Annotated in this window: 19 protein-coding genes and 1 pseudogene; 8 read left to right on the top strand and 12 right to left on the bottom strand. The window is 72.4% G+C overall.

The window, feature by feature from the left end:
* The first annotated feature begins 83 nt into the window (after positions 1-83).
* The 4 genes from ACYUED_RS27715 (at position 84) to ACYUED_RS27700 (ending at position 3,614) form a co-directional block, all read left to right on the top strand.
* Complete coding sequence (locus ACYUED_RS27715; protein WP_491286128.1) at positions 84-557, top strand: hypothetical protein; 474 nt, start codon at positions 84-86, stop codon at positions 555-557.
* A 182-nt stretch (positions 558-739) separates the two neighbouring features.
* Positions 740-1,483 (top strand): FHA domain-containing protein, encoded by a 744-nt coding sequence (locus tag ACYUED_RS27710; protein ID WP_491286126.1) that lies wholly within the window; start codon positions 740-742, stop codon positions 1,481-1,483.
* A complete protein-coding gene (locus ACYUED_RS27705; RefSeq protein WP_491286125.1) occupies positions 1,480-2,874 on the top strand; it encodes a protein kinase domain-containing protein in 1,395 nt (464 codons plus the stop codon). Before ACYUED_RS27710 ends, ACYUED_RS27705 begins: the two co-directional genes overlap by 4 nt.
* A gap of 119 nt (positions 2,875-2,993) precedes the next feature.
* The gene (locus ACYUED_RS27700) at positions 2,994-3,614 is read left to right on the top strand and encodes a M23 family metallopeptidase (RefSeq protein WP_491286123.1); all 621 of its coding nucleotides are present in this window, start codon (positions 2,994-2,996) and stop codon (positions 3,612-3,614) included.
* Between the two features lie 30 nt (positions 3,615-3,644).
* Here ACYUED_RS27700 and ACYUED_RS27695 read toward each other — a convergent pair.
* From ACYUED_RS27695 to purN, 3 genes and pseudogenes are all read right to left on the bottom strand, one after another.
* Positions 3,645-3,839: pseudogene (locus ACYUED_RS27695) on the bottom strand (DUF397 domain-containing protein); the annotation flags it as partial.
* Between the two features lie 128 nt (positions 3,840-3,967).
* Entirely contained in the window at positions 3,968-5,539 is a 1,572-nt protein-coding gene (gene purH, locus ACYUED_RS27690) for a bifunctional phosphoribosylaminoimidazolecarboxamide formyltransferase/IMP cyclohydrolase (protein WP_491286121.1), read from the bottom strand.
* Complete coding sequence (gene purN, locus ACYUED_RS27685; RefSeq protein ID WP_491286119.1) at positions 5,536-6,165, bottom strand: phosphoribosylglycinamide formyltransferase; 630 nt, start codon at positions 6,163-6,165, stop codon at positions 5,536-5,538. The genes purH and purN overlap by 4 nt, the downstream gene beginning before the upstream one ends.
* Positions 6,166-6,460: 295 nt before the next feature.
* Here purN and ACYUED_RS27680 point away from each other — a divergent pair, with 295 nt between their 5' ends.
* Entirely contained in the window at positions 6,461-7,240 is a 780-nt protein-coding gene (locus tag ACYUED_RS27680; RefSeq protein WP_491286117.1) for a hypothetical protein, read from the top strand.
* 28 nt (positions 7,241-7,268) lie between these two features.
* On the opposite strand, the gene ACYUED_RS27675 is transcribed toward ACYUED_RS27680, so the two are convergent.
* Complete coding sequence (locus ACYUED_RS27675; protein WP_491286115.1) at positions 7,269-9,236, bottom strand: cell division protein PerM; 1,968 nt, start codon at positions 9,234-9,236, stop codon at positions 7,269-7,271.
* Positions 9,237-9,332: 96 nt separating this feature from the next.
* On the opposite strand from ACYUED_RS27675, the gene ACYUED_RS27670 reads away from it, so the two are divergent.
* Complete coding sequence (locus ACYUED_RS27670; protein ID WP_491286113.1) at positions 9,333-10,400, top strand: helix-turn-helix domain-containing protein; 1,068 nt, start codon at positions 9,333-9,335, stop codon at positions 10,398-10,400.
* Positions 10,401-10,560: 160 nt separating this feature from the next.
* On the opposite strand, the gene sucD is transcribed toward ACYUED_RS27670, so the two are convergent.
* The 8 genes from sucD to ACYUED_RS27630 all read right to left on the bottom strand — a co-directional run bounded on the left by sucD (position 10,561) and on the right by ACYUED_RS27630 (position 21,780).
* Positions 10,561-11,445: a succinate--CoA ligase subunit alpha gene (gene sucD, locus ACYUED_RS27665; protein ID WP_491286111.1), complete on the bottom strand. Its 885-nt coding sequence runs from the start codon at positions 11,443-11,445 to the stop codon at positions 10,561-10,563.
* Positions 11,446-11,467: 22 nt separating this feature from the next.
* On the bottom strand, positions 11,468-12,646 hold the full coding sequence (sucC, locus tag ACYUED_RS27660; protein ID WP_491286109.1) for an ADP-forming succinate--CoA ligase subunit beta: 1,179 nt from the start codon (positions 12,644-12,646) through the stop codon (positions 11,468-11,470).
* A 550-nt stretch (positions 12,647-13,196) separates the two neighbouring features.
* A complete protein-coding gene (locus tag ACYUED_RS27655) occupies positions 13,197-15,131 on the bottom strand; it encodes a hypothetical protein (protein WP_491286108.1) in 1,935 nt (644 codons plus the stop codon).
* Between the two features lie 250 nt (positions 15,132-15,381).
* The gene (locus ACYUED_RS27650; protein WP_491286106.1) at positions 15,382-16,416 is read right to left on the bottom strand and encodes a hypothetical protein; all 1,035 of its coding nucleotides are present in this window, start codon (positions 16,414-16,416) and stop codon (positions 15,382-15,384) included.
* Positions 16,417-16,726: 310 nt separating this feature from the next.
* On the bottom strand, positions 16,727-17,893 hold the full coding sequence (locus ACYUED_RS27645; RefSeq protein ID WP_491286104.1) for a VWA domain-containing protein: 1,167 nt from the start codon (positions 17,891-17,893) through the stop codon (positions 16,727-16,729).
* Entirely contained in the window at positions 17,890-18,084 is a 195-nt protein-coding gene (locus ACYUED_RS27640; protein WP_491286102.1) for a hypothetical protein, read from the bottom strand. The genes ACYUED_RS27645 and ACYUED_RS27640 overlap by 4 nt, the downstream gene beginning before the upstream one ends.
* A complete protein-coding gene (locus ACYUED_RS27635; RefSeq protein ID WP_491286100.1) occupies positions 18,081-20,525 on the bottom strand; it encodes a DUF5682 family protein in 2,445 nt (814 codons plus the stop codon). Before ACYUED_RS27635 ends, ACYUED_RS27640 begins: the two co-directional genes overlap by 4 nt.
* A 106-nt stretch (positions 20,526-20,631) precedes the next feature.
* The gene (locus tag ACYUED_RS27630) at positions 20,632-21,780 is read right to left on the bottom strand and encodes an ATP-binding protein (RefSeq protein WP_491286098.1); all 1,149 of its coding nucleotides are present in this window, start codon (positions 21,778-21,780) and stop codon (positions 20,632-20,634) included.
* A 133-nt stretch (positions 21,781-21,913) separates the two neighbouring features.
* Between ACYUED_RS27630 and ACYUED_RS27625 the strand changes: the two genes are divergently transcribed.
* Both ACYUED_RS27625 and ACYUED_RS27620 read left to right on the top strand, forming a co-directional pair.
* Positions 21,914-23,269 (top strand): SWIM zinc finger family protein, encoded by a 1,356-nt coding sequence (locus ACYUED_RS27625; RefSeq protein ID WP_491286096.1) that lies wholly within the window; start codon positions 21,914-21,916, stop codon positions 23,267-23,269.
* Between the two features lie 106 nt (positions 23,270-23,375).
* Positions 23,376-24,992 carry a DUF5691 domain-containing protein gene (locus tag ACYUED_RS27620; protein ID WP_491286094.1) on the top strand — a complete coding sequence of 539 codons (1,617 nt, stop codon included), beginning with the start codon at positions 23,376-23,378 and terminating at the stop codon, positions 24,990-24,992.
* Positions 24,993-25,028 lie beyond the last annotated feature (36 nt).

Genomic DNA, 25,028 nt, shown 5'->3' with positions numbered 1-25,028 from the left:
AGGTACCTCGCGGCGGCCCCGGTTGGGACGGTGTGTGCACACCGCTTCGGCGGCATGACCAACGACGTCATGGGGGAACAACAGTGAGCATCATCAAACCGGCCGCGCTTCTCGTCGCGGCCACCGCGCTGCTCGCCGGCTCGACGGTCGCGGCCACCGCCGCCGACTCGCCGGACGGCACCCGGGTGACCGGCCTCCAGCAGACCGCCGACCAGGTACTCGCCGGCCACCCGAAGGCCCTGAAGGTCTCCGCGAACGAGGTCAGGTACGACGGCCTGAACGTCACCCGCGCCCCGAAGAACAAGCTCGGCGCGCAGGACCTGGACTGTGGCTACGGGCACCTGTGCATGATCGTCAAGGGCACCAAGTTCGACTTCTACAAGTGCCAGACGTGGGACGTCACCAACTGGACCGGCGACGGCCCGTTCACCAACAACCAGACGCCCGGCACCGTCGCCAAGTTCTTCAACAAGGACGGCAGCGTCCGCTGGACGTCCACGGCGTACCAGGCGGGCACGGCCACCTGGGACCCGATCTGGTCCCTGCGCCCCTGCTGACCGACCCACCCACAATCAGCGGTCTCCGGCTCCCTCGGGGGAGGGCCGGAGGCCGCACGGGTGCTTATCGCAGAACTCCTGCACATTCGCACACGACACGCCGTCTTTGCGTGCACTTGTGGCAACTGCGCGCTCCCTTCCTACCCTGACGTCCAGTTCCTTGTCGGGGAGGGGAAGCAGTCATGCACAGCATCATCGTCGTGCCCGTGCACAGCACTCGTCCGGACGATCACATTCACCTGGATCCGGGCGATTCCCTGCCGTTCGGCCGTACCGCACCACCGAACGGCCCGCACCTGACCATCGCGCACGAGGGTGTCTCCCGTGAGGCCGGAGAGATCACGACCGCGGGCGCCTACTGGAGACTCAGCAATCTGAGCAGCACCCAGACGTACGTGGTCGAGAACCCGGAGGGCGCCGGCGAGCACATCAAAGTCGCGCCGGGCCGGCTCGACGCCCCGGTGCCCTTCGAGTTCGCCCGCGTGGTCCTGCCCGCCTCGGGCGAACTGCTGAGCTTCGACGTCTGGGCCCCGCGCCACGACTTCCTGGACCGGACCGGACCGAGGGACGGGGCGCCCACCGCGTGCGCGTTCCCGCTCGACCGCGGCAGGCGGTACTTCCACGTCCTGGTTGCCCTGTGCGCCAGGCGTCTGCGCGGAGAGCCGCACGCCCCGCTGCCGACCGCCGAAGAACTGGTCGAGCAACTGCGTCCCCTGTGGCCGGCGGTCTCCCGTACGTCGGTGGCGTGGAACATCGACTACCTCGCGGTCAAACTGCGCCTCAAACCGGCTCCGGACACAGTGCCGGGCGGCGCCCCCCGCCTCAACGGCAAGAAGGAGCGCCTGGTCTCCCTGGCGCTGCGCTTCGATCTCGTACGGGAGGGCGATCTGGCCCTGTTGAGCGGGAACGGGGGCGCTGCCCGATGAGCGCCGAGTCGTCGCCGTACGCCGTGCAGGTTCCCCGGGGTTACCGCGTCGGCGCCTGGAAGGTGCGCGACCCCATCGCGTCCGGGGCCTTCGGCAGCGTGTACGCAGCCCGGTGCGCCGAACCCGCCGAGGGCCTGCCGGCCGAGGCCGCGCTGAAGTTCCTGCCCACCGGCACCCGGACTCCACGCCAACTGCGCCACCTGCAGGAACTCGCCGAGCGGGAGACCGAGTTGCTGCGCAGGCTGCAGCGCCCACGCCTCATCCGCATGTACGAGACCCTGACCGTGGACGACCCCGCCCGCCCCGGCCTCGACGGAGCCACCGTCCTCGTACTGGAACGCGCCGAAGGTTCGCTCGACCAACTGCTCGACCACCTGCCGGCCCGGTTACGACACCGGGGAAACGGCCCCGCCGACCGTGCCGTCGCCGTCCCCGGAGGGCCGTCCCTGGTTGCCCAGATCTGTGAGGGGGTGGCCCACCTGCATCACGCGGGCTGGGTCCACGGCGACCTCAAACCCGCCAACGTGCTGCTGATGGCGGACGGTTCGGTGCGACTCGCCGACTTCAACCTGGCCTCCGAGCTGAACGGCACCCACGCCTACTCACCCGCGTTCACCACCTCCGACTACACTCCGCCCGAACTCCTGTGGGCCGAGGTGGGAGAGCGCGGGCACCAGACCCGTCCCACCGCGGACATCTGGGCCTTCGGCATCATCGCCCACCTGGTGCTGACCGGCTGCCTGCCGTTCCCCGGGGCGAACCCGGGCGCCCGCCGGGAAGCGGTCCAGTGCTACGCCAAGGGCCGCGACGAGCTCCGCCTCTCACCGGAACTCCCGGACGCCTGGCGGCAGATCGTCACGGACTGCCTCGCCCCCACCCACGCCGACCGCGCCCCGCACTCCGCGAAGGCCCTGCTGCGCCGGGTCGAGGCCGCGGCCGGGGCCGCCCGTTCCCCGCGGCTGCCCCGGCTGAAGCCGAGGCGCGGCCCGCATCCGGCCATTCTCGTCTCGCTGGCGGCGGTCACGGCGCTGTCGCTGGCCACCGCCGGCCTTCTCACCCTGCGCGAGCCCGCGCCACAGGGGTACGCGCGCTGCGACCAGGGCGACGTCTGCTTCTTCACGGAGCCGGACGGGCAGGGCGAGATGTGCGCCTGGTACGAGTACGACGACGACTGGATCGGCGGCATCATCACCTGCGACTGGGCGAAGGCCACCAGGCCGAGGTCGGCCTTCAACAACGGCTACACCGGGGACCCGCACGACGACGTCAAGCTCTTCCGCGAGGCCGGCAGGAAGAAGCCGTTCGGCTGCCTCCAGGCCCTCCAGAAGGTCAATTTCCCAGATCCCGGCGGCCTGGTGATCCGCTCTCACGAGTGGGTGCACGCCTGCTGACCGGTCGCCCTACAACATTCGAGGTACCGCGTTCACGGCCGCCGCCCGATGCTTGATCTGTCCGCAACAAAGAAGGACGAAGAATAACAAAGCACACAAGAGCGACAACGGGGAGATCCATGAAGACAGCAGACATGAACCGACGCCGCAGGACGGCCGTGGCACTCGCGACAGGCGCGATCGTCCTCTCGCTCGGCGTCGAGGCCGCCGCCACGGCCACGGCGGCACCGACCTCGACCCGTGCGGGCGACGCGGTCGCGGCGGCGGCCAAGCCCAAGTTCCAGATGCCGTTCGGCTGCAACACGCGCTGGCAGATCAATACCTACGACTCCGGCCACAACCCGGCCGTGGACATCGTGGCCAAGGGCAACCCGGGCTCGTCGGGCAAGGCGGTGTACCCCGGCTTCAAGGGCAAGGTGGCTCGCACCTTCTGGGACCGGGGCGCGGGCAACGTCATCATCGTCAACCACGGCCGCGGCTGGTACACGGCGTACTACCATCTCAAGGACAAGTACAACAAGTACGTCAAGGCGGGCGACGCCGTCACCGCGAAGACCAAGATCGGCCGAATCGGCGCCACCGGAAGCAACAGCGGCAACTGGGCGCACCTGCACTACGAGCAGCGCTACAAGGCGAGCGGCGTTCCGACCGAGGCCAACCGCAAGTCCGTCCACTTCAACGGCAAGAAGTACACGGGCACGAACAAGGTGTGGAAGGACGTCCAAAGCAAGAACTGCTGACGCCCGCTCCCAGAGCGGCTTGACGAAGAGGGCCCAGGCCTGGTGGCGGAACACCAGGGCTGGGCCCTTGGGGTTCTTGGAGTCGTGGACGGGGATCGCGCCGGGGAGGGAGTCGGCTACTTCGAGGCACTTGCCTGCGGTGTCGTTGCTTTGACTTGCTCCTCGGGCGGGCTGAGGCCCGAGGATTCTGGCCTTCTCGATCGTTGCTGTGCCGCTACGCGGCACGGGTGGGGAAGAGGAAGCGGACCGCAAGACGGTGTGGTGCGAGCTGCTCGCCCCCGCCGACACACATCCGCCCGTACGCGGCGCGAACCGCGTACGGGCGGATGAGGCGGGGTCGTGCGGGGTGAGCGTCAGTGGAAGAAGTGCCGCGTCCCCGTGAAGTACATCGTGACGCCCGCCTTCTTCGCGGCCTCCACGACCAGTTCGTCACGGACCGAACCGCCCGGCTGGACCACGGCCTTGACTCCGGCCTCGACCAGGATCTCCAGGCCGTCCGGGAAGGGGAAGAACGCGTCCGAGGCGGCGTACGAGCCCTGTGCGCGCTCGGCGCCGGCCCGCTCGACGGCGAGCTTCGCGGAGTCGACGCGGTTGACCTGGCCCATGCCGACGCCGACCGAGGCGCCGCCCTTGGCGAGGAGGATCGCGTTGGACTTGACGGCGCGGCAGGCCTTCCAGGCGAAGGAGAGCTCGGCCAGTTCGCCGGCGGTGAGCGCCTCGCCGGTCGCGAGCGTCCAGTTGGCCGGGTCGTCGCCCTCGGCCTGGAGGCGGTCGGTGACCTGGAGGAGCGCACCGCCGTCGATGGGCTTGACCTCGGCGGGGTGGGAGGGCGCGGCCGCGGCCTTCAGCACCCGGATGTTCTTCTTCTTGGCGAGGGCTTCGAGGGCCCCGTCCTCGTAGTCCGGCGCGACGATGACCTCGGTGAAGATCTCCGCGACCTGCTCCGCCATCTCCTTCGACACCGGGCGGTTGACCGCGATCACGCCGCCGAACGCGGACAGCGGGTCGCACGCGTGCGCCTTGCGGTGCGCCTCGGCCACGTCCGAACCGACCGCGATGCCACAGGGGTTGGCGTGCTTGATGATCGCGACGGCCGGCTCGTCGTGGTCGTACGCGGCACGGCGGGCGGCGTCCGTGTCCGTGTAGTTGTTGTACGACATCTCCTTGCCGTGCAGCTGCTCGGCCTCCGCGAGACCGACGCCGGTGCCGTCGACGTAGAGCGCGGCGGGCTGGTGCGGGTTCTCGCCGTAGCGCAGGGTGCTCTTGCGCTCCAGGGTGGCGCCGAGGAAGTCGGGGAACTGCGAGGCGTCCGCGGGGGCGTAGGCGCTAGCGAACCAGCTCGCCACCGCGATGTCGTACTCGGCCGTGTGCCGGAAGGCCTCCGCGGCCAGCCGCTTGCGGGTGGCGAGGTCGAAGCCGCCGCCCTCGACCGCGCCGAGGACGTCCGCGTACCGCGCCGGGCTGGTGACGACGGCGACCGACGGGTGGTTCTTGGCGGCCGCGCGGACCATCGACGGCCCGCCGATGTCGATCTGCTCGACGCACTCGTCGGGCGAGGCGCCGGAGGCGACGGTCTCGCGGAACGGGTAGAGGTTGACCACGACGAGGTCGAACGGCTCGACGCCCAGCTCGGCGAGCTGACGCCGGTGGTCCTCGAGCCGCAGGTCGGCGAGGATGCCCGCGTGCACCTTGGGGTGCAGGGTCTTGACCCGGCCGTCCAGGCACTCGGGGAAGCCGGTCAGCTCCTCGACCTTGGTGACGGGGACACCGGCGGCGGCGATACGGCCGGCCGTGGATCCGGTGGAGACGAGCTCGACACCGGCCTCGTGCAGCCCGCGCGCGAGGTCTTCCAGTCCGGTCTTGTCGTAGACGCTGACGAGCGCCCGGCGAATGGGCCGCTTCGTGCTCTCGGCGGTGGCGGTCACTGGATAACTACCTTTCGTCCCTCAATGCGGTGGCCGTTGCGGGCGAGCCGCCCCACGACCTCGACGAGCAGCCTTCGCTCGACTTCCTTGATGCGCTCGTGCAGAGCGCTCTCGTCGTCCTCGTCCCGGACCTCGACCACGCCCTGGGCGATGATCGGTCCGGTGTCGACGCCGTCGTCGACGAAGTGGACGGTGCAGCCGGTGACCTTGGCGCCGTACGCGAGCGCGTCACGCACACCGTGGGCTCCCGGGAAACTGGGCAGCAGGGCGGGGTGGGTGTTCACGAACCGCCCGCCGAAGCGCGCGAGGAACTCCTTCCCCACGATCTTCATGAAGCCGGCGGAGACGACGAGGTCGGGCTCGTACGCGGCGACGGACTCGGCCAGCGCCGCGTCCCACTCCTCGCGGGAGTCGTGGTCCTTGACCTTCCGCACGAAGGTCGGCAGTCCTGCGCGCTCCGCGCGCGCGAGCCCCTCGATGCCCTCGCGGTCGGCGCCGACGGCCACGATCTCGGCGCCGTAGGCCTCGGTGCCGTGGGCCGCGATCTCGTCGAGGAGCGCCTGCAGATTGGTTCCGGATCCGGAAACCAGCACGACGAGGCGCTTGACCACGGGCTTGGCGGCCACGGTGGGGCCCTTTCTCGGGGGGAGCGTTCTACCAGCGGCCGGCGCTTTGTACATTCGTCCGAATGCATCACGCCCCGGGATACGGGGAAGTCTACGAAGCGGCCGACCGCCAGCAACGATACCGGCACTCCGGACGGCCCCCACGGGACGGGGGCGTGGCCGGAAGGTAGCGTCTGGGAGGGCCCGGGCGGGAACGTGGTCGTCGTGCTGTGCGTTTCCGAAGTGACGGGTCACGAAAGCCAGCCGTACGAACGCCTGATCATCGCCGTATCTCCTAGGGGAAGACGCTCACTTGATGTCGGACCGCAGCCTGCGACTCCTCAGACTCCCTCCGCAGTCCGCGCGGGGAGGGAAGCGTGGCGCCGTCCTGCTGCGGGAGCGGCCCGCCTCGCCTCCCGATGCTCCCTCGGACAAGAAGTCCGGCGACGAGCAGAGTGGTGGCGCCCAGGACGACAACCCCTTCGCGCCGCCGCCGGAGGGCAGCCCGGACCGCCCGTGGCGGCCGCGCCGCCCGGCAGACGGGGAGAGCGACGACGGATCGGGTGACCCCGACTCCCCCTGGGGCAGCCAGTGGAGCGACCGCCAGCCGGGCCGCTCCCCCGGCGGATTCGGCGAGCGGCCCGGCCGTCCGCCGTCCCCCGGCCCCGAGGGCCAGGGCGGCAACACCCCGGGGTCGGGCATGCGCTGGGACCCGACGGACGCTTCCCAGCGCCGCGCCCGCTACGCCCTGCTGAGCGGCATGTGGGCCTTCTTCTTCGCCCTCTTCAGCTGGCCGTACGTGGCCCTGCTGCTGGGTGCCCTCGCCCTGTACTGGGGCATCAGCAGCCTGCACACCAAGCCGGACACGCCCGAGCCCACGGGCACTCCGCCCGCCCGCCCCCAGACGACGGCGGCGGTGACCGGTCTGGTCACCGCCTCCCTGGCCATCGCCCTGGTCGCCGCGACCTTCACGGCCCACCTGGTCTACAGCGACTACTACTCCTGCACGAACGACGCCCTCACCAACCAGGCGAAGCAGTCCTGCACCCAGCTGCTGCCGAAGGAGCTGCGGGGAGTGCTGGGGACGAACGGCTGACGGACAGCGGGGCGGCACCGGTCGGCGTTCACTCTGCGGGCCGTGCGTCGGGCATCGCGGGTCCTTCGGGCGTTGTCGGTTCGTCCGGCACATCCGCAGTGGGCGGCGCATCCGGCACGTCCGGCGTCCGGGGCAGCTCGGAGGCGCTCTTCAGGGCCGCCCAGCGGGCCTCCCGGGTGACGTCGTCGCGCCACGGGGTCGACGGCTCGGGGAGCGGTTCGACGGGCAGGAAGTCGTACGGCGCGTACATGGCGTTGTCCCGGTCGGGCAGCGGGCCGTACATATCGCCCTGGTCGTAGGGCACGGACGGCGTACCCGTCGCTGCCGACGCCACCACCTCCTCCTGGCCGGGGCCCTTCCCGATCCCGAACCACTCTCCGATCGAGGCCACCGCCCGCCGGACCCGGCCCCGGCGCCCGCCCTTCGGCGTCCGCGATGCCGGCTCCCCGATCCTCGGTCCCGCGATCTTCGACCCCACGACCTGCGGCTCCTTCGACTTCGCGCCCTTCAGCTCCGCGTTCTTCGGTTGGGTGCTCTTCGGCACCGCGTTCTTCGGTTCCGCGTTCTTCGCTTCCCTGCTCATCGACTCCACGCTTCTCAGCTCCCCTGTCTTAGGCCCCCCGGTCCTCGCCCCGCCGGTCTTCGGCCCCCCGGTCTTCGCCTCCCCGGTCTTCTGCCGCCCGCTCTCCTCGGCCACCTTCCGCTTGCGGCAGCGCCACGCCCGTAGACCCAGTGCCGTCGGAATCGCCACGGCCGCGGTCCATACGAGCGCCGCACCGCCCGTCGCCCACCACACCGGCCCGAACCGGGCCAGCGCGTGGACTCCGAGCCGTCCGCCCGCCAGCCCCGCGAGAACGGCCGTACCGGCCGCGCAGAACAGCGCCGCCAGTGCGGCGGTCCGCCCGGCGCCGGGGTGGTCCGCCCTGCCCACGAACCACCCGACGGTCAGCGCGGCCGTCAGCGGGGCGACTCCCGCGAGCCAGTTCGGCCACGTTCCGGCCCCCGCCTCCGGTACTGCGGCCAGCAGCGGAAACGCCGGCAGCAGGGGAGCCGGCGCCGCGGACAGCGGCCCCACCACATGCCCCGCGCCCAGCACGAAGCCCGGTCCGAGGGCGTAGGCCGCGCTCCACACGGCCGCGTTCGGCACCAGCAGGAGGCACAGGACCAGGACGGCGAAACGGCCCGACCAGCCCTCCGTGAGCTGCAGGAAGGTTCCTCGCGCCGCCTCGCCGTGCCACACCAGTGAGACCGCCAGCAGCACCGACCCGCCCCCGACGAGCGCCGCCGTGCCCGCGCCCGCGGCCCGCACCGCGACAGCCAGGCGGGCGCGGGCGTCCGACCGCGGGACCCAGCGCCGTAGCCCCGCCGACCGCAGGGCCCAGCGCCGCATCCCTGGCGGCAGCAGCTTCAGGAGGCCGACGATCGCCTCGCGCGGGTGCCCGTACGCCGTCCACACTCCCGCTCCTGCCGCGGCCATCACGAGCAGCGGCGGGCACACCGCGGTCCGTTCCCACGAGGGCCGCAGCTCCCCGCCGGACGCGTACAGGGCGGCGGCCGCGCCGACGCCGAGGTAGCCGAGGACGACACCCACCCAGGCCGCACGACCGGAACCGAGCGGTTCGTCCTCCGCGCCGCCGTCCACCGCGTCCCGCGCCGCCCGGTGCACCAGCCACATCGGCAGGGCGAGCAGCAGCAGCGGTGTGATGCCCACCGGCGCGGGGGCACCGGAGAGCGTGTCGGTGCGGACCAGTTCGGCGCCGTGCGCCAGCAGCCAGAGCGCCGCGGCGACGTGCAGCGCCGCCCCGGGCCCGCTGTCGGGATACGGCGAGCTGATCCACAGCACCACCACGAGAACGGCGAGCGACCCGAGCCCCAGCCCGGCGGCCAGCACACCGCCCACGAGGCCGGCGCCGAGGCCGGGCGAGCGGTCGCGCATCCGGGTCGGCAGGGACGACAGGGGAGGTCGGCGAGCGGTCATCTGGGTCACGCCCGCCATGCTCCCAACGACACGCGCTTTCTCGTCGTAACAGGCAAACCTCCGAAGTGTCGCCCAATATACGTTTATGTACTTTTTCGTACGTAAGGGTGCCCCGTGACGCCGAACCCAGCGAGCCCGCTGCCGCCGCCCACGGAACGCCGACGCCTGCGCGAGGCGGGCTCACTGACGCAGGATCAGGTCGCCAAGCGGCTCGGTATCCCCGGCAGGGCCGTGGCCTCATGGGAGAGCGGACGCACGGCACCGCGCGGCCGCAAGCGCAAGGCCTACGCGGCACTCCTGGCCGAACTCTCCCGGACCGGCCCCGAGGTGACGGTGAGTCCGGAGAAGCAGCCGTCGGCCGTGGATCCCGCGCCGGCCGCCGCTCCCCTGACTCCCGCGCAGGCCTTCGACGCGCTGTACGCGTTCTGTGCCCCTGCCCTCGTACGGCAGGCCTACGTGCTCACCGGGCGGCGCGAGTTGGCCCGCGAGGCGGTCGAGCGGGCCTTCCAACTCGCCTGGCAGCGCTGGCCCGAGGTGGCGGTCGACCGGGACCCGGCGGGGTGGGTGCGGGCGACGGCGTACGAGTACGCGCTCTCCCCCTGGCACCGCTTCCGCCCCCGCTACCGGCACCCCGAGCCGCCGCCCCCCGACGCGGCCGATCGCGCGCTGCTGGACGTACTCCTGAAACTCCCGTCGCCTCACCGCCGGGCGCTGCTGCTGTACGACGGTGTCGGCCTCGATCTGCCGGAGACCGCGGCCGAGGCGGAGGCGAGCACACCGGCGACGGCCGGCCGGCTGCTGCACGCGCGCGAGGTGATCGCCGCGCGCCTGCCGGAACTCGCCGACCCCGCCGTGCTCCATCGCCGCCTGGCCGAGGTGGCCTCCACGGAGCTGCTGCGCGCGGCCAGACCCCCGGCGGTGCGGACGGGCGGCGAACGCCGGGCGCGCTTCTGGACACGGGCCGCCATCGCCTTCACGGTGGCCCTGATCGGGACGACGGCGCTCACCGTGCGAACGGCCCCGACGCACTACGAGCCCCCGGTCGCTCCGGGCGCGCAGGTACGGGGAGTTCCGCCGCGGGTGGCCCAGGGTGCGCTGTCGGAGGCACAGGCGGAACTGCGCAGGAAGCTGCGGACGGCGACGGCGCACGGGCCGGAACGGCTCGTTCCGCTGATGAATTGATACTCGTCGCAAGTTCACGAGTTCACGAGTTGGCCAGTTGGCCAGTTGGCCAGTTGGCCAGTTGGCGAGCTCGCTGGTGCGCTGGTTGTTCCTTATGCCGATGGGCCCGCCCCCCTTCGAGGGGAGCGGGCCCGTCAACGCTCAGTCAGGAAGCTGCCGTTCAGCCGGCGAGGATCTCGCGAGCCAGCTTCGCCGTCTCGGTCGGCGTCTTGCCGACCTTGACGCCGGCGGCCTCGAGGGCCTCCTTCTTGGCGGCGGCCGTGCCGGAGGAGCCGGAGACGATGGCGCCGGCGTGGCCCATGGTCTTGCCCTCGGGCGCGGTGAAGCCCGCGACGTAGCCGACGACCGGCTTCGACACGTTCTCCTTGATGAAGGCCGCGGCCCGCTCCTCGGCGTCGCCACCGATCTCACCGATCATGACGATCAGGTCGGTGTCGGGGTCGGCCTCGAACGCGGCGAGCGCGTCGATGTGCGTGGTGCCGATGATCGGGTCACCACCGATGCCGACGGCGGAGGAGAAGCCGATGTCACGCAGCTCGTACATCATCTGGTACGTCAGCGTGCCGGACTTCGAGACCAGGCCGATGCGGCCCGGCTTGGTGATGTCACCCGGGATGATGCCGGCGTTCGACTGGCCCGGCGTGATGAGACCGGGGCAGTTCGGGCCGATGATCCGGGTCTTGTTGCCCTTGGAACCGGCGTACGCGTAGAACGCGGCCGAGTCGTGGACCGCGATGCCCTCGGTGATGACGACGGCGAGGGGGATCTCGGCGTCGATCGCCTCGACCACGGCGGCCTTGGCGAAGGCCGGCGGCACGAAGAGGACGGATACGTTGGCGCCCGTCTTCTCGATCGCCTCGGCGACCGTGCCGAAGACCGGGATCTCGGTGCCGTCGACGTCGACCGTGGTGCCCGCCTTGCGCGGGTTGACGCCACCGACGATGTTCGTGCCGTCGGCCAGCATGAGCTTGGTGTGCTTCATGCCCGTGGAGCCGGTCATGCCCTGGACGATGACCTTGCTGTCCTTGGTGAGGAAGATAGCCATGGCTGTGTCTGTCCCTCTTCCCTTACTTCGCAGCCGCGAGCTCGGCGGCCTTGTCGGCCGCGCCGTCCATGGTGTCCACGCGCTGCACCAGCGGGTGGTTGGCGTCGGAGAGGATCTTGCGACCCAGCTCGGCGTTGTTGCCGTCGAGGCGGACGACGAGGGGCTTGGTGACTTCCTCGCCCCTGTCCGCGAGCAGCTGCAGCGCCTGCACGATGCCGTTGGCGACCTCGTCGCACGCGGTGATGCCGCCGAAGACGTTGACGAACACGGACTTGACGTCCGGGTCGCCGAGGATGATCTCCAGGCCGTTCGCCATGACGGCCGCGGAGGCGCCGCCGCCGATGTCGAGGAAGTTGGCGGGCTTGACGCCACCGTGCGCCTCACCGGCGTACGCGACGACGTCCAGGGTGCTCATGACGAGACCCGCGCCGTTGCCGATGATGCCGACCTCGCCGTCGAGCTTGACGTAGTTGAGGTTCTTCTCCTTGGCGGCGGCCTCCAGCGGGTTCGCGGAGTCCTTGTCCTGGAGGGCCTCGTGCTCCGGCTGACGGAACTCGGCGTTCTCGTCCAGGGAGACCTTGCCGTCCAGGGCGATGACGTCACCGGAGGCGACCTTGGCCAGCGGGTTGACCTCGACGAGGAGAGCGTCCTCCTCGACGAAGGTCTTCCACAGGGTGACCAGGACGTTCGCGACCTTGTCGGCGACCTCGGCCGGGAAGTTCGCGGCCTCGACGATCTCGCGGGCCTTCTCGGGGGTCACGCCCTCGTTGGCGTCGATCGGCGTCTTGGCGACGGCCTCGGGGCGGGTCTCCGCCACCTCCTCGATCTCCATGCCGCCCTCGACGGACGCGATGGAGAGGAAGGTGCGGTTGGCACGGTCGAGGAGGAAGGAGACGTAGTACTCCTCCAGGATCTCCGGGGCCGTCTCGGCGATCATCACCTTGTGGACCGTGTGGCCCTTGATGTCCATGCCGAGGATGTTGGTCGCGTGCTCGACCGCCTCGTCGGTGGTGGCGGCGAGCTTCACGCCACCGGCCTTGCCTCGGCCGCCGACCTTCACCTGGGCCTTGACGACAGACTTGCCACCGAGGCGCTCGGTGGCTGCGCGGGCCGCCTCAGGCGTGTCGATGACTTCACCGGCCAGCACCGGTACATCGTGCTTGGCGAAGAGGTCCCTCGCCTGGTACTCGAACAGGTCCACGCGCTTCCGTCCCTATCAGTGATCTCGCGGTTCGTTGGATGCGTGGGCGTGCCGCGAAGGGCAACGTGACGTCCGCATGTGTCACAAGGGGGGCGCACACGGTGACCGAGCGCGCGGCATGTCCGTCTGGCAGGTTATCTCTGCTTGCAGGAGGCCCCTAAATCGAGCGTCACACCTGAGCGGTGATACCTGTCACATGATGCCGCGCTCACTGGCACGGTGTGCCGAATGTGAGGCCCCTGAAGGGTAAGGGGCGCGGGCCGAAGGGGGCACGGGATGGGACAGGACCGGGGCAAGACGGGGGGCAAGGGGAAGGGCCTCACCGGGCTGGGGTTGACCCGGTGAGGCCCCTTTTCACACCCCCGAGGACCCGAACGGGCCGCTCAGAGGGCTGTGGGCGAGCACGATCCCCACCCCAATGGGGACCGGCCGGCCCGTTCCGCGGGGTTTCGGTCGGACGAGACCGACGGCATTCGGCCGTCCGGGACCTTCGACCTCGCGGAGTCGGTCGTGCGGCGCACTGAGCGCGTGCGCCGCCGATGGCGGGCGATCAGATGCTGTACGGGGTGCCGTACTGCACGTTCTGCATGTTCTGCATGTTCTGCACGTCCCTCACGTCCTGTGCGTTCATCACGTCGTGCGCATAGCCCGGCGTGAGTGAGTGGCCGACGCCCTCGACGCCGGTGAGGGCGTGGCCTGCGAGCGGGCCGGCGGTGGAGCGGACGGTGCCGGTCAGGTCGTCGGCGAAGGGGGCGACCCGGCCCGCGACACCGTGGGCGAACGGGTCGACGTCGCCGACGACGCCGTACGCGAAGGGGGTGACGTCGCCCGCGACGCCGTACGCGAGCGTCGTCGTACTGCCGCCGACGCCCCCCACGACCGGGCGGACGGCCTCGGTGACGGTGTCCACGACGGGCTGTACGGAACCGGTGACGCCCTGCGCGAACTGCGGCACCTGGCCCGTGACGCCGTACGCCGGCTCGGTCCCGTCACCGGCCAGGCCGTACGCGAGCGGCACCGCGGCCTCGGCGACCCCGCCGGCGAACGGCCGGACGTCACCCGCGACGCCGTACGCCAGCCCACCCGCGTCCGTCACGGCGTGTCCGGCGACCGGCAGCACGCCGTCCACGGCCGTGTGCGCGACGGGCGGCAGCACGGTGCCCGTGGCGTCGTCGAGGACCTGACCGACCAGGCCGGTGGCGTACGGCGGCACGTCCGCGACGACCCCGCCCGCGACCGGCACCACTCCATCCACCGCACCGCCCGACACTGACCGCACACCGGAGACCGCACCGCCCGCGACGGGCGTCACGCCCTGCACGGCGCCCGTGGCGACCGGCTGCGCGCCCTGGACGGCACCGGCCGCGACCGGCTGTACGTCGGCCACGGCCCCGTACGCCAGCGCCGTCGCCGTACCGACCGCGTGCCCGGCGGTCTGCGCGACCCCTGACACCGCACCCCCGGCCACGGGCGTCACGCCGTACAGGGCGTGACCGGCGACCGGCACCACGCCGTCCAGCGCGTGAGCGACGACGGGCCCGACCCCGGCGACGGCCTGCCCGGCGACCGGGACGACGCCCGCCGCGGCCTGGCCGGCCACCGGCGTCACGCCGTACACGGCACTGGTCGCGAGCGGCGGGGCGGCATCCGCGACGGTCTCGTCGACGATCGGCGTGACCGTGCCGGGCACGCTCCTGACGGTGCCGAGGGCCCTCTGCTCGACCCCGCCGACCGTGCCCGTGACCTGGCTCGGGACCGCGGCGACGGTGGCCCGGGCGGCACCGGTGACGGCACCGGCCTCGCCCTGCGCGGTGGCGGTCACGTCGGCGGCACGGCCCCGGGCGCCGGTCGCCGTGGTCCGCGCGGTGCCCTGGACGGCGTCGGTGGTGCGGGTCGCCGACTGCACGGCCTGGAGCTTCGTCTGGGCGGCCGCGAGGGCCTGCTCAAGTTCCGGTGCGAAGGCGGCGAGGGGGCCGAAGAGGTAGTCGACCTCACCCCGGGTGGGGGTGGTCGTGTCGGAGACGGTGGTCCGGGCCGTGGCCTGCGCATGGGTCTGGGCGGCGCGGGCGGCCTTGGCGCCCTGGATGGCGGCGGCGCCGCGGACCTTGGACGGGTTGTTGGCGGCCTGGGGGACGGAGACCTTGGCGTCGACATAGTTGCGGGCCTGCTCGACGGCGCCGCCGGGCGTCGTCCTCTCGGCGCTGCCGACGGCTCCGGTGACGGCGTCGGCGACCGGGGCGGTTGCCTTGGCCGCGGTGTCGTGGACGGCCGCGTCCTGGACGGTGGTGACGACGCCGTCGACCGTGTCGGTGAGCGCGCCCGTGACGGTGCCGAGCGTGCTGTCGGCGTCGGTGTCGGAGGTCGCGTCGGACACGGACAGGGCGGAGGCGGGCAGTTCGTCGGCGCTGGCGACGGCGGAGCCGAGCGCCCACGCGCCGGTGACCCCGGCGGCTATGACGATGGAGCGACGGATGTTCTTGTTCATGCGTGCGTCAGATCCTTAGATCCCTGGAAACGCCGGCTCTCCGCGACCTCGGGGAGGCCCAGAGGGTTCCGGTGCTTCTTCGAAAGGCTTGGGGCATTTCCGGCGCCGTTCGCAGTCGCGGTCCGGGCAATCGGGACCGGTGACCAGCGAATTCGGCGGCTTCCGTCCGGAGAACGGAGGGGTGTCCGGACGGGCGGGCAGACCTGTTCCGCCCCCGCGCGGCAGGTCTGTGGCGGGGGAAGGGTCTGCTCTAGCCGGGGAAGACGGGGATGTCCCGGTGCCTGTCCCTGGTGCCGGCCGCGTCCGCGTGAGCGGCGGTGCCGGGCAGGAGCCGCAGGGGGGTCCGGTGGTTCAGGGCGACGGCGTGTGCGTCACCGTGCCTCGACGCGCCGTTGTTCACGGCGGACTGGTTGCCCAGCGCACGGGTCGGGTCGCCGTCGGGCGCCTGATGGGCCGGGGCGTGACCGGCACCGGCGGCCCGCTGCCCGTCGCCGTGTGCGGTGGCGCCGGCAGTGGTGGCTCCGACGGTGAGCCGTGGCCCGTACGCCGCGCCGCTCGCGCCCGCCGCCGCGGAGCGCCTGTCGTCGACGGCCCCTTCGGTCACCGTGCCCGCGGCACCCGGCTGCGGCACGTGCGCGAACGGCGCGGGAAGTATCCGGCCCGGCTGCGCGGGGAAACGGGCCAACGAGCGCAGGGAAGGCGGGCCTGGCAGCGTCGGCAGCGCGGGCAACGATGACAACGGCGGCATCTGCGCCGTCACTTCACCCAGCCCTGCGGGCACGGCCTCCACCAGTCCACCGACCGGCTGCACGACTCTCTCGCCCACGGACTTCACAAGCTGGACGGAGGGCTCTGCCAACGCAGGCGCGGAGTTCGAAGTGGAGGCGGAGGTGAGGGAGGCGGATGTGACGGAGGTGGGCTTGAGCTGGGCCGGAGTGTCCGGGAACGGCTTGGCCGGAGTGTGAGGCGTTGGCTCGGCGGCGGGCGGCGCGGGGCGCACCTCGGGTGCGGCCGCCTTGTCCGCCAGTCGGCCGGCCGTGGTCACAGTGGTGGCCGTGGTCGCCGCGCCGCTCGTCAACGACCCGACGCCGTCCGCCGGGGCGGCAGGCGCGACCTCGGACGAGGTGACGGCCGGCGCCTCCTCAGCGGCGTGTGCCTGTTCCCCGCAGAGGAACCCGAGTGCGAGCAACCCGCCCACCAGCACGACCACTTGCAGCGCACGCCGTCCGGCCGCCGTGCGCATGACGCGCAGAGCGGCACCGGGCAAGGCTGCTGGCCAGTTCAAGGGGGCGGGTCCTCCGTGCTACGGAACGGATTGCACATGCCGAGGCGTAACGGGCTACAGGTCGGCGCGACGCGGTACGGGTGAGCCGAGTGCGGCGCACCGCTGATGAGGCGTCGATCCTCGCACGGCACTCCCAAGGTTGCGCAAGCCCCCTATTACCGATGGGTAGCCATGTCCGTTTTGCTGGTCGGATTCGGACGGTGACGGGTCGACAAATCGTCAGCGAACGCCCGCTGCCCGGCCGGTCGTCATGCCGTGCCCGCGCACGCAGCGCCCGGGCGCAAGCTGTGCCCGCTCAAGCCGTGTCCGCTCAAGCCGTGTCCGGTATCGGCAGTGGCCGCTTCTCGATCGCCGCCGCCATCACCTCCGGGAAGAGATCGGGTGTGCAGGCGAACGCCGGTGCCCCCAGCGCGGCGAGTGCGGCCGCGTGCTCCCGGTCGTAGGCGGGCGCCCCTTCGTCCGAGAGCGCGAGCAGCGTCACGAACTGCACTCCTGACGCCTTCATCGCGGCGACCCGCTTGAGCATCTCGTTCCGTATCCCGCCCTCGTAGAGATCGCTGATGAGCACGACCACCGTCTCCGCGGGCCGGGTGATCTGCGACTGGCAGTAGGCGAGCGCCCGGTTGATGTCCGTACCGCCGCCCAACTGTGTGCCGAACAGCACGTCCACCGGGTCGTCGAGCTGGTCGGTGAGGTCGACGACCGCCGTGTCGAAGACGACGAGTCGCGTGGAGATCGTCCGCATCGAGGCGAGCACCGCTCCGAACACCGATGCGTACACGACCGATGCCGCCATGGATCCCGACTGGTCGATACAGAGGATGACCTCCTTCTTCGTGGACTGGGACGCCCGTCCGTACCCGATGAGCCGCTCCGGCACGATCGTTCGGTACTCGGGCAGGTAGTGCTTGAGGTTGGCCGCGATGGTGCGGCTCCAGTCGATGTCGTGGTGGCGCGGCCGGTTGATCCGGGCACTGCGGTCGAGGGCGCCGGTGAGGGTGGCCCGGGTGCGGGCGGCGAGCCGCTTCTCCAGGTCCTCGACGACCTTGCGCACGACGGCCCGTGCCGTCTCCTTCGTCGTCTCGGGCATGGCCTTGTTGAGGGAGAGCAGCGTGCCGACGAGGTGCACGTCGGCCTCCACCGCCTCCAGCATCTCCGGCTCCAGCAACAGCGTGGACAGCCCGAGCCGGTCGATGGCGTCACGCTGCATGACCTGGACGACGGAGGAGGGGAAGTACGTCCGGATGTCCCCGAGCCAGCGGGCCACGGACGGCGCCGACGCCCCGAGCCCCGCCGAACGGTCCCGGCCTGTCTGTCCCTGCTTGTCCGCCCTTCCGTACAGCGCGGCCAGCGCCCCGTCCATTTGGGCGTCCCGCCCGGACAGTGCGCAGCCTGTGCCGTCGGCCGCGTCGCCCCCGAGCACGAGCCGCCAGCGCCGCAGCCGCTCCCGCGCCGGGTCCATCGCCTCGGTGGTCATCGGCACGCCCCCGCGCGGGGCCGGTCCCAGAGCGGCATGACGGCGACGGCGACCGCTGTGGGGCGGTGGTCCTTGACTCCCCCCATGTAGCTGTTGCTGTTCCTGCCGACGGCCGCCGCGCCGATGTCCTCGCGCGATTCCGTCAGTCGGTCCTTTGCCAGTCGGTCCTTTGCCAGTCGGTCCTTTGTCATCCCGCCACCCCCGCAAGGTCGTTGTCGACGTGCTCTTCCGATTCCGTCGGGCCACCGGGTTCCGCGATGCCGAGCAGCAGCCGGACCACCGGCAGCACGGCCTCCGCGCGCCCGAGGTCGAGGTCGGCCGCGAAGCCGGGTATGCCGGAGCCGGCGGCCGTCACACTCCCCCGCTCCCCCGGTCCGCGCCGGACCAGTTCGCCCAGCGTTCTGCGCACGCCCGGCTCATACACCGAGAACGTCCGCCGCAGCAGGGGCAGTACGTCCGTGAACGCCTCCGCCGGCACCCCGGTCAGCCATGCGTCCACCAGCCCGAGCAGGCGCTCGTCATGGACGAGGAGCATCCCGCCGCCGGACCCTCCGCCGACGAAGCCCTCGATCCACGCGGCCGCGTCCCGCGGCGGCGTCCCCGGCGACAGCACGAGCCCCATGAGCCGCGCCGCGTCGTCCTGCCCCAACTCCCCGTCGTCCAGCAGCAACCGCACGGCCCGCCCTCGGACCACACCGGGCACGGTGTCCCGGACGGACAGCACGCGCAGGACCGAGTGCCAGCGGCCGCGCAGATCGCGGTGTTCTGGCGCGGGCGCCTCGCCCAGGAGCCCCACCGCCCCGTGCACCGCGTCCACATGGCGTCGTATCTCCTCGGCCGCGTCCGCGTCCAGGGCCGCACAGGCCGGCGGCAGGCCGACGAATATCCGCTCGGCGAGACCCGCCGCGACGCCCGCCAGCGCCCCGGTGTCCGTGCCGCGCACATCGCCGTACCGCAGGGAGCGGACCAGGGCCGGCAGGGCCTGCGCGAGGTGGCCGACGTCCGTGTCGAGGGCCGCCCGGTCCGCGAGGACCTGCATCACCACGGGCAGCGCTGCCGGGAGTTCTGCCAGCAGGCAGCGCTCGGCGAGCCCGGTGACGTCGGCCAGCGCCTGTGCGGCGACGGCGTCCGCCTCGGCCTTGGCCGTCGCCGCGGCGAGCACCGTCGTACCCCACACTCCGGCCTCCGCCACCCGCACGGACAGCTCCGGCTCCCAGCGCAGCCGCCACGTCTCCCGGAACGTGCCCGTACTCCCCCGCGAGGCCACCGATTCGCCCCACCCGACGCCCAGGAGCCGGAGTCGGTGCAGCAGCCTGCTGCGCCCGGCATCGGTCTCCTTGCGCAGATCGAGCTCCAACTCCCGCTCCAGTGCCTCCGGTTTGAGCCGCAGCCTGCGCTGGATCCGGTCCAGGTCCCGCTGCAGCGGCACGGCGGGCGCGGCCTGCGGGACCTCCCCCGGCACATCCCCGACGACCAGCCGGTCGTGCACCAGCGCCAGTGGCACGTCCGAGCCCTCGCACATCACTGCGCGCACGGCGTCGGTCGTCTCGCCGAGTCCCGGCAACGGGCGGCCCCGCATCGCGGCGAGCGTCTCGGCCAGCCGCACCGCCTCGATGACGTGCGCCGGGGACACGATCCGGTCCTCTTCGCGCAGCAGTCCCGCCACCTTGGTCATCCACCGCTCGACCGGCCGGTCCGGGGCGGCGAACAGGTGCCCGTACCAACCCGGCGAGTCGATCCCCGCCCCGTATCCGCTGACCCGCGACAGCCTCCGGTGCGTCCATGGCACCCACGTCATGTCCGCCTTGACCTTGGGCAGTCCCTTGAGCAGCGCCCGGTCCGCGGCGACGGCCGTCTTCTCCCGCAGCGCGGGCACGTGCCAGGCCCCGCACACGACGGCCACCGCGTCCCCGAACTCCCGCTGCGCGGCCCGCATCTGGAGCCGCATGTGCGCCTCCCGCACGAGATCCCGGTCGTGCCCTCCGCTGCCGTACACCTCGCGCAGTGCCGCCATGGCCTCCTCGAGCACGACGAAGGGCGCGAACGCATCCCCCTCGCCGGCTCCCCGGTGCTCGACGACGTCCTCCCACCACCGCTCGGGATCGTCATGACCGGCGGCTTCGGAGAGCACGGCGAGGGGGTCGACTCGGACGTCGGCGTCCGTGCCGGCTCCGCCGTCCGCGGCCGAATCGGCGTCGTCCTCACCCCCGGCCCCGGCGCCCGTGTCCTTCCCGAGCTCCTCCCCCTCGCCCTTCTCCCAGGCCAGCGTGTGCGTGGCGGGCAGGTCGATGAAGCGTGCCGGAATTTCGTGCCGCAGGGCCCACCGGATCGCGACCCACTCCGGGGAGAACTCGGCGAGCGGCCAGAAGGCCGAACGACCGGGCTCGTCCACGGCGTGGGCGAGGAGGGCGACCGGCGGCCGCATGTCCTCCTCGGCGGCCAGCGGGATCAACGCGTCTGCTTCGGGCGGCCCTTCGACGAGGACGGCCCGCGGCCGGGCCGCGTCGAGCGCCGCCCGCACCGCGCGTGCCGAGCCGGGCCCGTGATGCCGTACGCCGAGCAACAGCGGCCCCTCCCCGGCAGCGCCGCTCCCGCCCCTCTCAGCCCCTGTCACACCGTCCCCCCTCGCCATCGCAACCCCCGCATGCCGCCCTCGTACGCCGTGGACACGGAGCCGCCCGATCCCTCTTCTCCACCCGGCTGCTTGCTTCCGCCCGTGCGACCCCACCCCAGGTCGTTCACGCGCTCACCTCCCGGCAGGCCCGGTAGAAGTCCTTCCAGCCGTCGCGCTCGCGGACGACCGCCTCCAGGTACTCCTGCCAGATGACGCGGTCGGCCGCCGGGTCGCGGACGACGGCGCCGAGGATGCCCGCGGCGACGTCGCCGGCCCGCAGCACGCCGTCGCCGAAGTGAGCGGCCAGCGCGAGCCCGCTGGTGACGACGGAGATCGCCTCCGCCGTCGACAACGTGCCGCTCGGCGACTTGACCTTCGTACGGCCGTCGGACGTGATCCCGTCGCGCAGCTCACGGAAGACGGTCACGACACGGCGGATCTCGTCGACGCCCTCGGGCACGGCCGGCAGGTCGAGGGAGCGGCCCATCTGGTCGACGCGGCGCGCGACGATGTCGACCTCCGCCTCGACGCTCTCGGGCAGCGGCAGCACCACGGTGTTGAAGCGGCGGCGCAGGGCGCTGGAGAGGTCGTTGACCCCGCGGTCGCGGTCGTTGGCCGTGGCGATCAGGTTGAAGCCGCGGACCGCCTGTACCTCCTGTCCCAACTCCGATATCGGCAGCGTCTTCTCGGAGAGGATCGTGATCAGGGTGTCCTGCACGTCGGCCGGGATACGGGTCAGCTCCTCCACCCGCGCCGTCATCCCCTCCGCCATGGCCCGCATGACCGGGCTGGGCACGAGGGCGTCGCGGCTCGGGCCGATGGCGAGCAACTGCGCGTAGTTCCAGCCGTAGCGGATCGCCTCCTCCGGCGTGCCCGCCGTGCCCTGCACGAGCAGCGTCGAGTCGCCGCTCACCGCCGCGGCCAGATGCTCGGACACCCAGGTCTTGGCGGTGCCGGGCACGCCGAGCAGGAGCAGGGCACGATCGGTGGCGAGTGTCGTGACGGCGACCTCGACGATGCGGCGCGGGCCCACGTACTTCGGCGTGATCACCGTGCCGTCCGGCAGGGTGCCGCCGAGCAGGTACATCGCCACCGCCCACGGCGACAGCCGCCAGCGGGCCGGGCGCGGGCGGTCGTCCTGCTCGGCGAGCGCGGCGAGTTCACCGGCGAAGGCGTTCTCGGCGTGCGGTCGCAGCGCCTCGGCCGGCTCCTTCGCGCGTACTTGGGCTGCTTCGACGGTCGTCGGTTCCACGGACTCCACGGACACAGACATGGCTGAGGCCCCCTCCAGCTCGGCCGGTTCGGATCTGTCACCAACCGTGCACCACGCCACTGACAATGCGTTCCGACCTGGGCAAACGCGCTCGCCAGGCCGATTGTCAGTGGGGGGATCTACCTTCGATGTCATGACTCAGCAGGGGGTGCGCTGGAGCGCGGATCAGGTGCTGGCACTGGCGCCTGACGCCGCGTCACGCAAGGCGGGCAGCAAACTCGGTGCGGCGGGGCCGTGGTCCGAGACGGGGAGTTCCGACGAGGGGGCGGTGTGGGGGCTGTGCAAGGGCAGTGGCAGCAAGCCGTATCAGACGGTCGTCGACATCGCGGACGCGGCGGGTCCCGCGTACAAGTGCAGTTGTCCGAGCCGCAAGTTCCCGTGCAAGCACGCTCTGGGCCTACTGCTGCTCTGGGCGGGCGGGGACGACGCGGTGCCGCGGGGGCAGGTGCCGGACTGGGCTGAGCAGTGGATGGAGGGGAGAAGGCAGCGCACCGGACAGAAGCAGGCGGCGGGGACGCCCGGTTTCTCTTCCGGATCCGGTGATGCGGAGGCCGCGCGGCGCCGGGCGGAGCGCCGGGCCGAGCGGATCACCGCCGGCGCGACCGAGCTGGAGCAGCGCCTGGCGGATCTGCTGCGCGGCGGTCTCGCGAGCGCGGAGCAGGCGGGGTACGGGCTGTGGGAGGAGACTGCGGCCCGCATGGTCGACGCCCAGGCACCGGGACTGGCCGCGCGGGTGCGGGAGTTGGGGGCGATCCCGTCGTCCGGGCCCGGCTGGCCGCTGCGTCTGCTGGAGGAGTGCGCGTTGCTCCATCTCCTGGACCAGGGCTGGCTGCACCGCGAGCAGTTGCCGGACGGTCTGGCGGCGACGGTCCGTTCCCGCGTCGGCCTGCCCGGCACGGCGGACGGCCCGCCGCTCAGGGACCGCTGGCTGGTCCTCGCCCAGTACGACACGGCGGACTCACGCCTGACCACCCGCCGGATCTGGCTCCACGGCGCCGACTCGGACCGCACCGCGCTGCTCCTCTCCTACGGCGCCGCGGGCCGCGCCCCGGAGCTCGCGCTGCCCGTCGGGCTGGCCCTGGACGCCGAGGTGTCCGCCTATCCGGGCGCGGGGCAGCTGCGCGCGGCCCTGGGCGAGCGGTTCGCACCGCCGGCTCCGGCGCAGACGCGGCCGCCGGGAGTGACGACGGCCCAGGCGGCCGCCCGCTACGGCGAGGCACTGCGGGCCGACCCGTGGCTGGACTCCGTCCCGGTCACGCTGGACCGGGTCATACCGATCCCGGACGGCGACGCATGGCAGCTCGCGGACGCCGACGAGGACGCGGCGCTGCCACTGACCCCCGCCGTCCGTGCCCGGCCCGGCCTGTGGCGTCTGGTGGCCCTCTCGGGCGGCGCCCCGGTCAGGGTCTTCGGCGAGTGCGGCCACCGTGGCTTCACACCGCTGACGGCCTGGCCGGAGGAAGCGGGAGAGACGGTGCAGCTGTGCTGACCCGGCCCATCGCACCCCACCGCCTCTTCCTCACCCTCCGTCCATGCCTCAGCAGCCCAGCGGTCCTCGACCGAGCAACCCTGCGCAGCCCAGCGAAAGGAACCGTATGAACAGGACGTCCACGCCTGTGGATGAGCCCGCCCCTGGCGTCTGGGAGGAGCTCGTCACGGTGGCGCTGCTCGGGACGGAGCGGCGCACCCCGCCGGGCGGTGCACCGGGGCGGGAAGCACCGGTGGTACTGCTCGATGCGGCGGCCGCGGAGACCGTACGGCGACGGGCCGGGCTGTGTCCCGCGCGGGCGGCCGGGCGGCCGGAACCGGCTTCCGACGACGCGCGCCCCGCACTGCCCGCCGCGGCGGCCCGCAGGCTCTCGCTGCTGCTCACCGACCGTCCCGGCACGGGCGGCGGCCGCCGGGGCACGGCTCCGGACCTCATGGAGCTGCTGCCCCAGTGGCTTGCGACGGCGAACGCCCGTGGCTTCGCGGCGCCTCCGCAGGCGCTGCCCGCGCTGCTGGACGCGGCCCGTGGGCGTACGGACCTGCGGCCGGCGGCGCTGACGTTCGCGGGACCGCGGGCCGTTTGGCTGGCCCGGCTGAACCCGGACTGGAAGTTCGCCCTGCGCGCGACGCCGGGCGGAGGGACCGCCCTGCCGCACCCCGAGGACACGGAGCAGACCCGACGCCTGTGGGAGGAGGGCCTGTTCGCCGAGCGCGTCGCGCTTCTGTCCGGCATACGCGCCCGCGAGCCCGCCGCCGCGCGTGAACTGCTCACGACGACCTGGTCGACGGAGCGGGCCGAGGACCGTCTGATGTTCCTCGACTCGCTGCGCGTGGGACTCGGCCCGCAGGACGAGCCCTTCCTGGAACAGGCGCTGGCGGACCGCAGCCGCAATGTGCGGGCGACGGCGGCCGAGCTGCTCTCCGCGCTGACGGGTTCGGCGCTCGCCGCCCGCATGGCCGTCAGGGCCGCTGCGTGTGTGGCCGTGGACCCCACGGGGGACACGCCGACGATCACCGTCGAGGCTCCGCACGAGTGCGACGCGAGCATGGAACGCGACGGTGTCGTGGCCAAGGCTCCGGCAGGACGGGGTGAACGGTCGTGGTGGTTCGGCCAGTTGGTGGAGGCGACCCCGCTCGGGACGTGGTCCGTGCGGCTCGGTGGGCGTATGCCCCGGCAGATCGTGGCACTGCCGGTGACGGACGACTGGCAGGGCGAGCTGCACGCGGCATGGTGCCGGGCCGCCGTGCGGCAGCGGGAGCCCGAGTGGGCCCGGGCGCTGCTCGGGGCGCCCTCCGCCCCGGAGGCCGGCGGCCCGGGCGCGGTGTCGCTGGCCGAGCGCGCCAAGCTGCTCGGCACACTCGGCGCCGCCGAACGGGCCGACTGGGTGGCCGGGTTCATCGCGACCCATGGTCTGTCCGAGGCCTTTCAGCTGCTCGGGGTGTGCTCGGTGCCCTGGACCGCGCCGCTGGGGCGGGCGGTGGTGGACGCACTCGACATCGCGCGGGACGCGGGAAGTTACCCATGGAGTTTCAGCGGAGTGATGGGCCTGGCGGAGCGCTGTCTCGACCCCGGCGAGGCGAGCCGCCTCGACGGCCTCCTGGCGATACCGGACGAACCGGAGGACGCGTCGCCCGGCGCGGGGGGCTATTGGGCGGAGGCGTTCCAACGCCTGGTCACGACCTTGCGGTTGCGGGCGTTGATGGCGGAGGAACTGGGCGCGTAGGAAGCCGCCCTTCCAGAGGGCGGCACCCTTCCAGGT

The sequence above is a fragment of the Streptomyces sp. DF42 genome (genome assembly GCF_058267695.1).
Note: the sequence above shows the minus strand (reverse complement) of the source record. Positions and strands in the feature narration are given on the sequence as shown.

What these genes read in the sequence shown, in the direction of transcription:
- ACYUED_RS27710 (WP_491286126.1), top strand. Translation starts at nt 740, where the DNA reads ATGCACAGCATCATCGTCGTGCCCGTGCACAGCACTCGTCCGGACGAT.
- ACYUED_RS27705 (WP_491286125.1), top strand. Translation starts at nt 1,480, where the DNA reads ATGAGCGCCGAGTCGTCGCCGTACGCCGTGCAGGTTCCCCGGGGTTAC.
- ACYUED_RS27700 (WP_491286123.1), top strand. Translation starts at nt 2,994, where the DNA reads ATGAAGACAGCAGACATGAACCGACGCCGCAGGACGGCCGTGGCACTC.
- ACYUED_RS27680 (WP_491286117.1), top strand. Translation starts at nt 6,461, where the DNA reads ATGTCGGACCGCAGCCTGCGACTCCTCAGACTCCCTCCGCAGTCCGCG.
- ACYUED_RS27675 (WP_491286115.1), bottom strand. Translation starts at nt 9,236, where the DNA reads ATGGCGGGCGTGACCCAGATGACCGCTCGCCGACCTCCCCTGTCGTCC.
- sucD (WP_491286111.1), bottom strand. Translation starts at nt 11,445, where the DNA reads ATGGCTATCTTCCTCACCAAGGACAGCAAGGTCATCGTCCAGGGCATG.
- ACYUED_RS27655 (WP_491286108.1), bottom strand. Translation starts at nt 15,131, where the DNA reads ATGAACAAGAACATCCGTCGCTCCATCGTCATAGCCGCCGGGGTCACC.
- ACYUED_RS27645 (WP_491286104.1), bottom strand. Translation starts at nt 17,893, where the DNA reads ATGACCACCGAGGCGATGGACCCGGCGCGGGAGCGGCTGCGGCGCTGG.
- ACYUED_RS27640 (WP_491286102.1), bottom strand. Translation starts at nt 18,084, where the DNA reads ATGACAAAGGACCGACTGGCAAAGGACCGACTGGCAAAGGACCGACTG.
- ACYUED_RS27635 (WP_491286100.1), bottom strand. Translation starts at nt 20,525, where the DNA reads ATGGCGAGGGGGGACGGTGTGACAGGGGCTGAGAGGGGCGGGAGCGGC.
- ACYUED_RS27630 (WP_491286098.1), bottom strand. Translation starts at nt 21,780, where the DNA reads ATGTCTGTGTCCGTGGAGTCCGTGGAACCGACGACCGTCGAAGCAGCC.
- ACYUED_RS27625 (WP_491286096.1), top strand. Translation starts at nt 21,914, where the DNA reads ATGACTCAGCAGGGGGTGCGCTGGAGCGCGGATCAGGTGCTGGCACTG.
- ACYUED_RS27620 (WP_491286094.1), top strand. Translation starts at nt 23,376, where the DNA reads ATGAACAGGACGTCCACGCCTGTGGATGAGCCCGCCCCTGGCGTCTGG.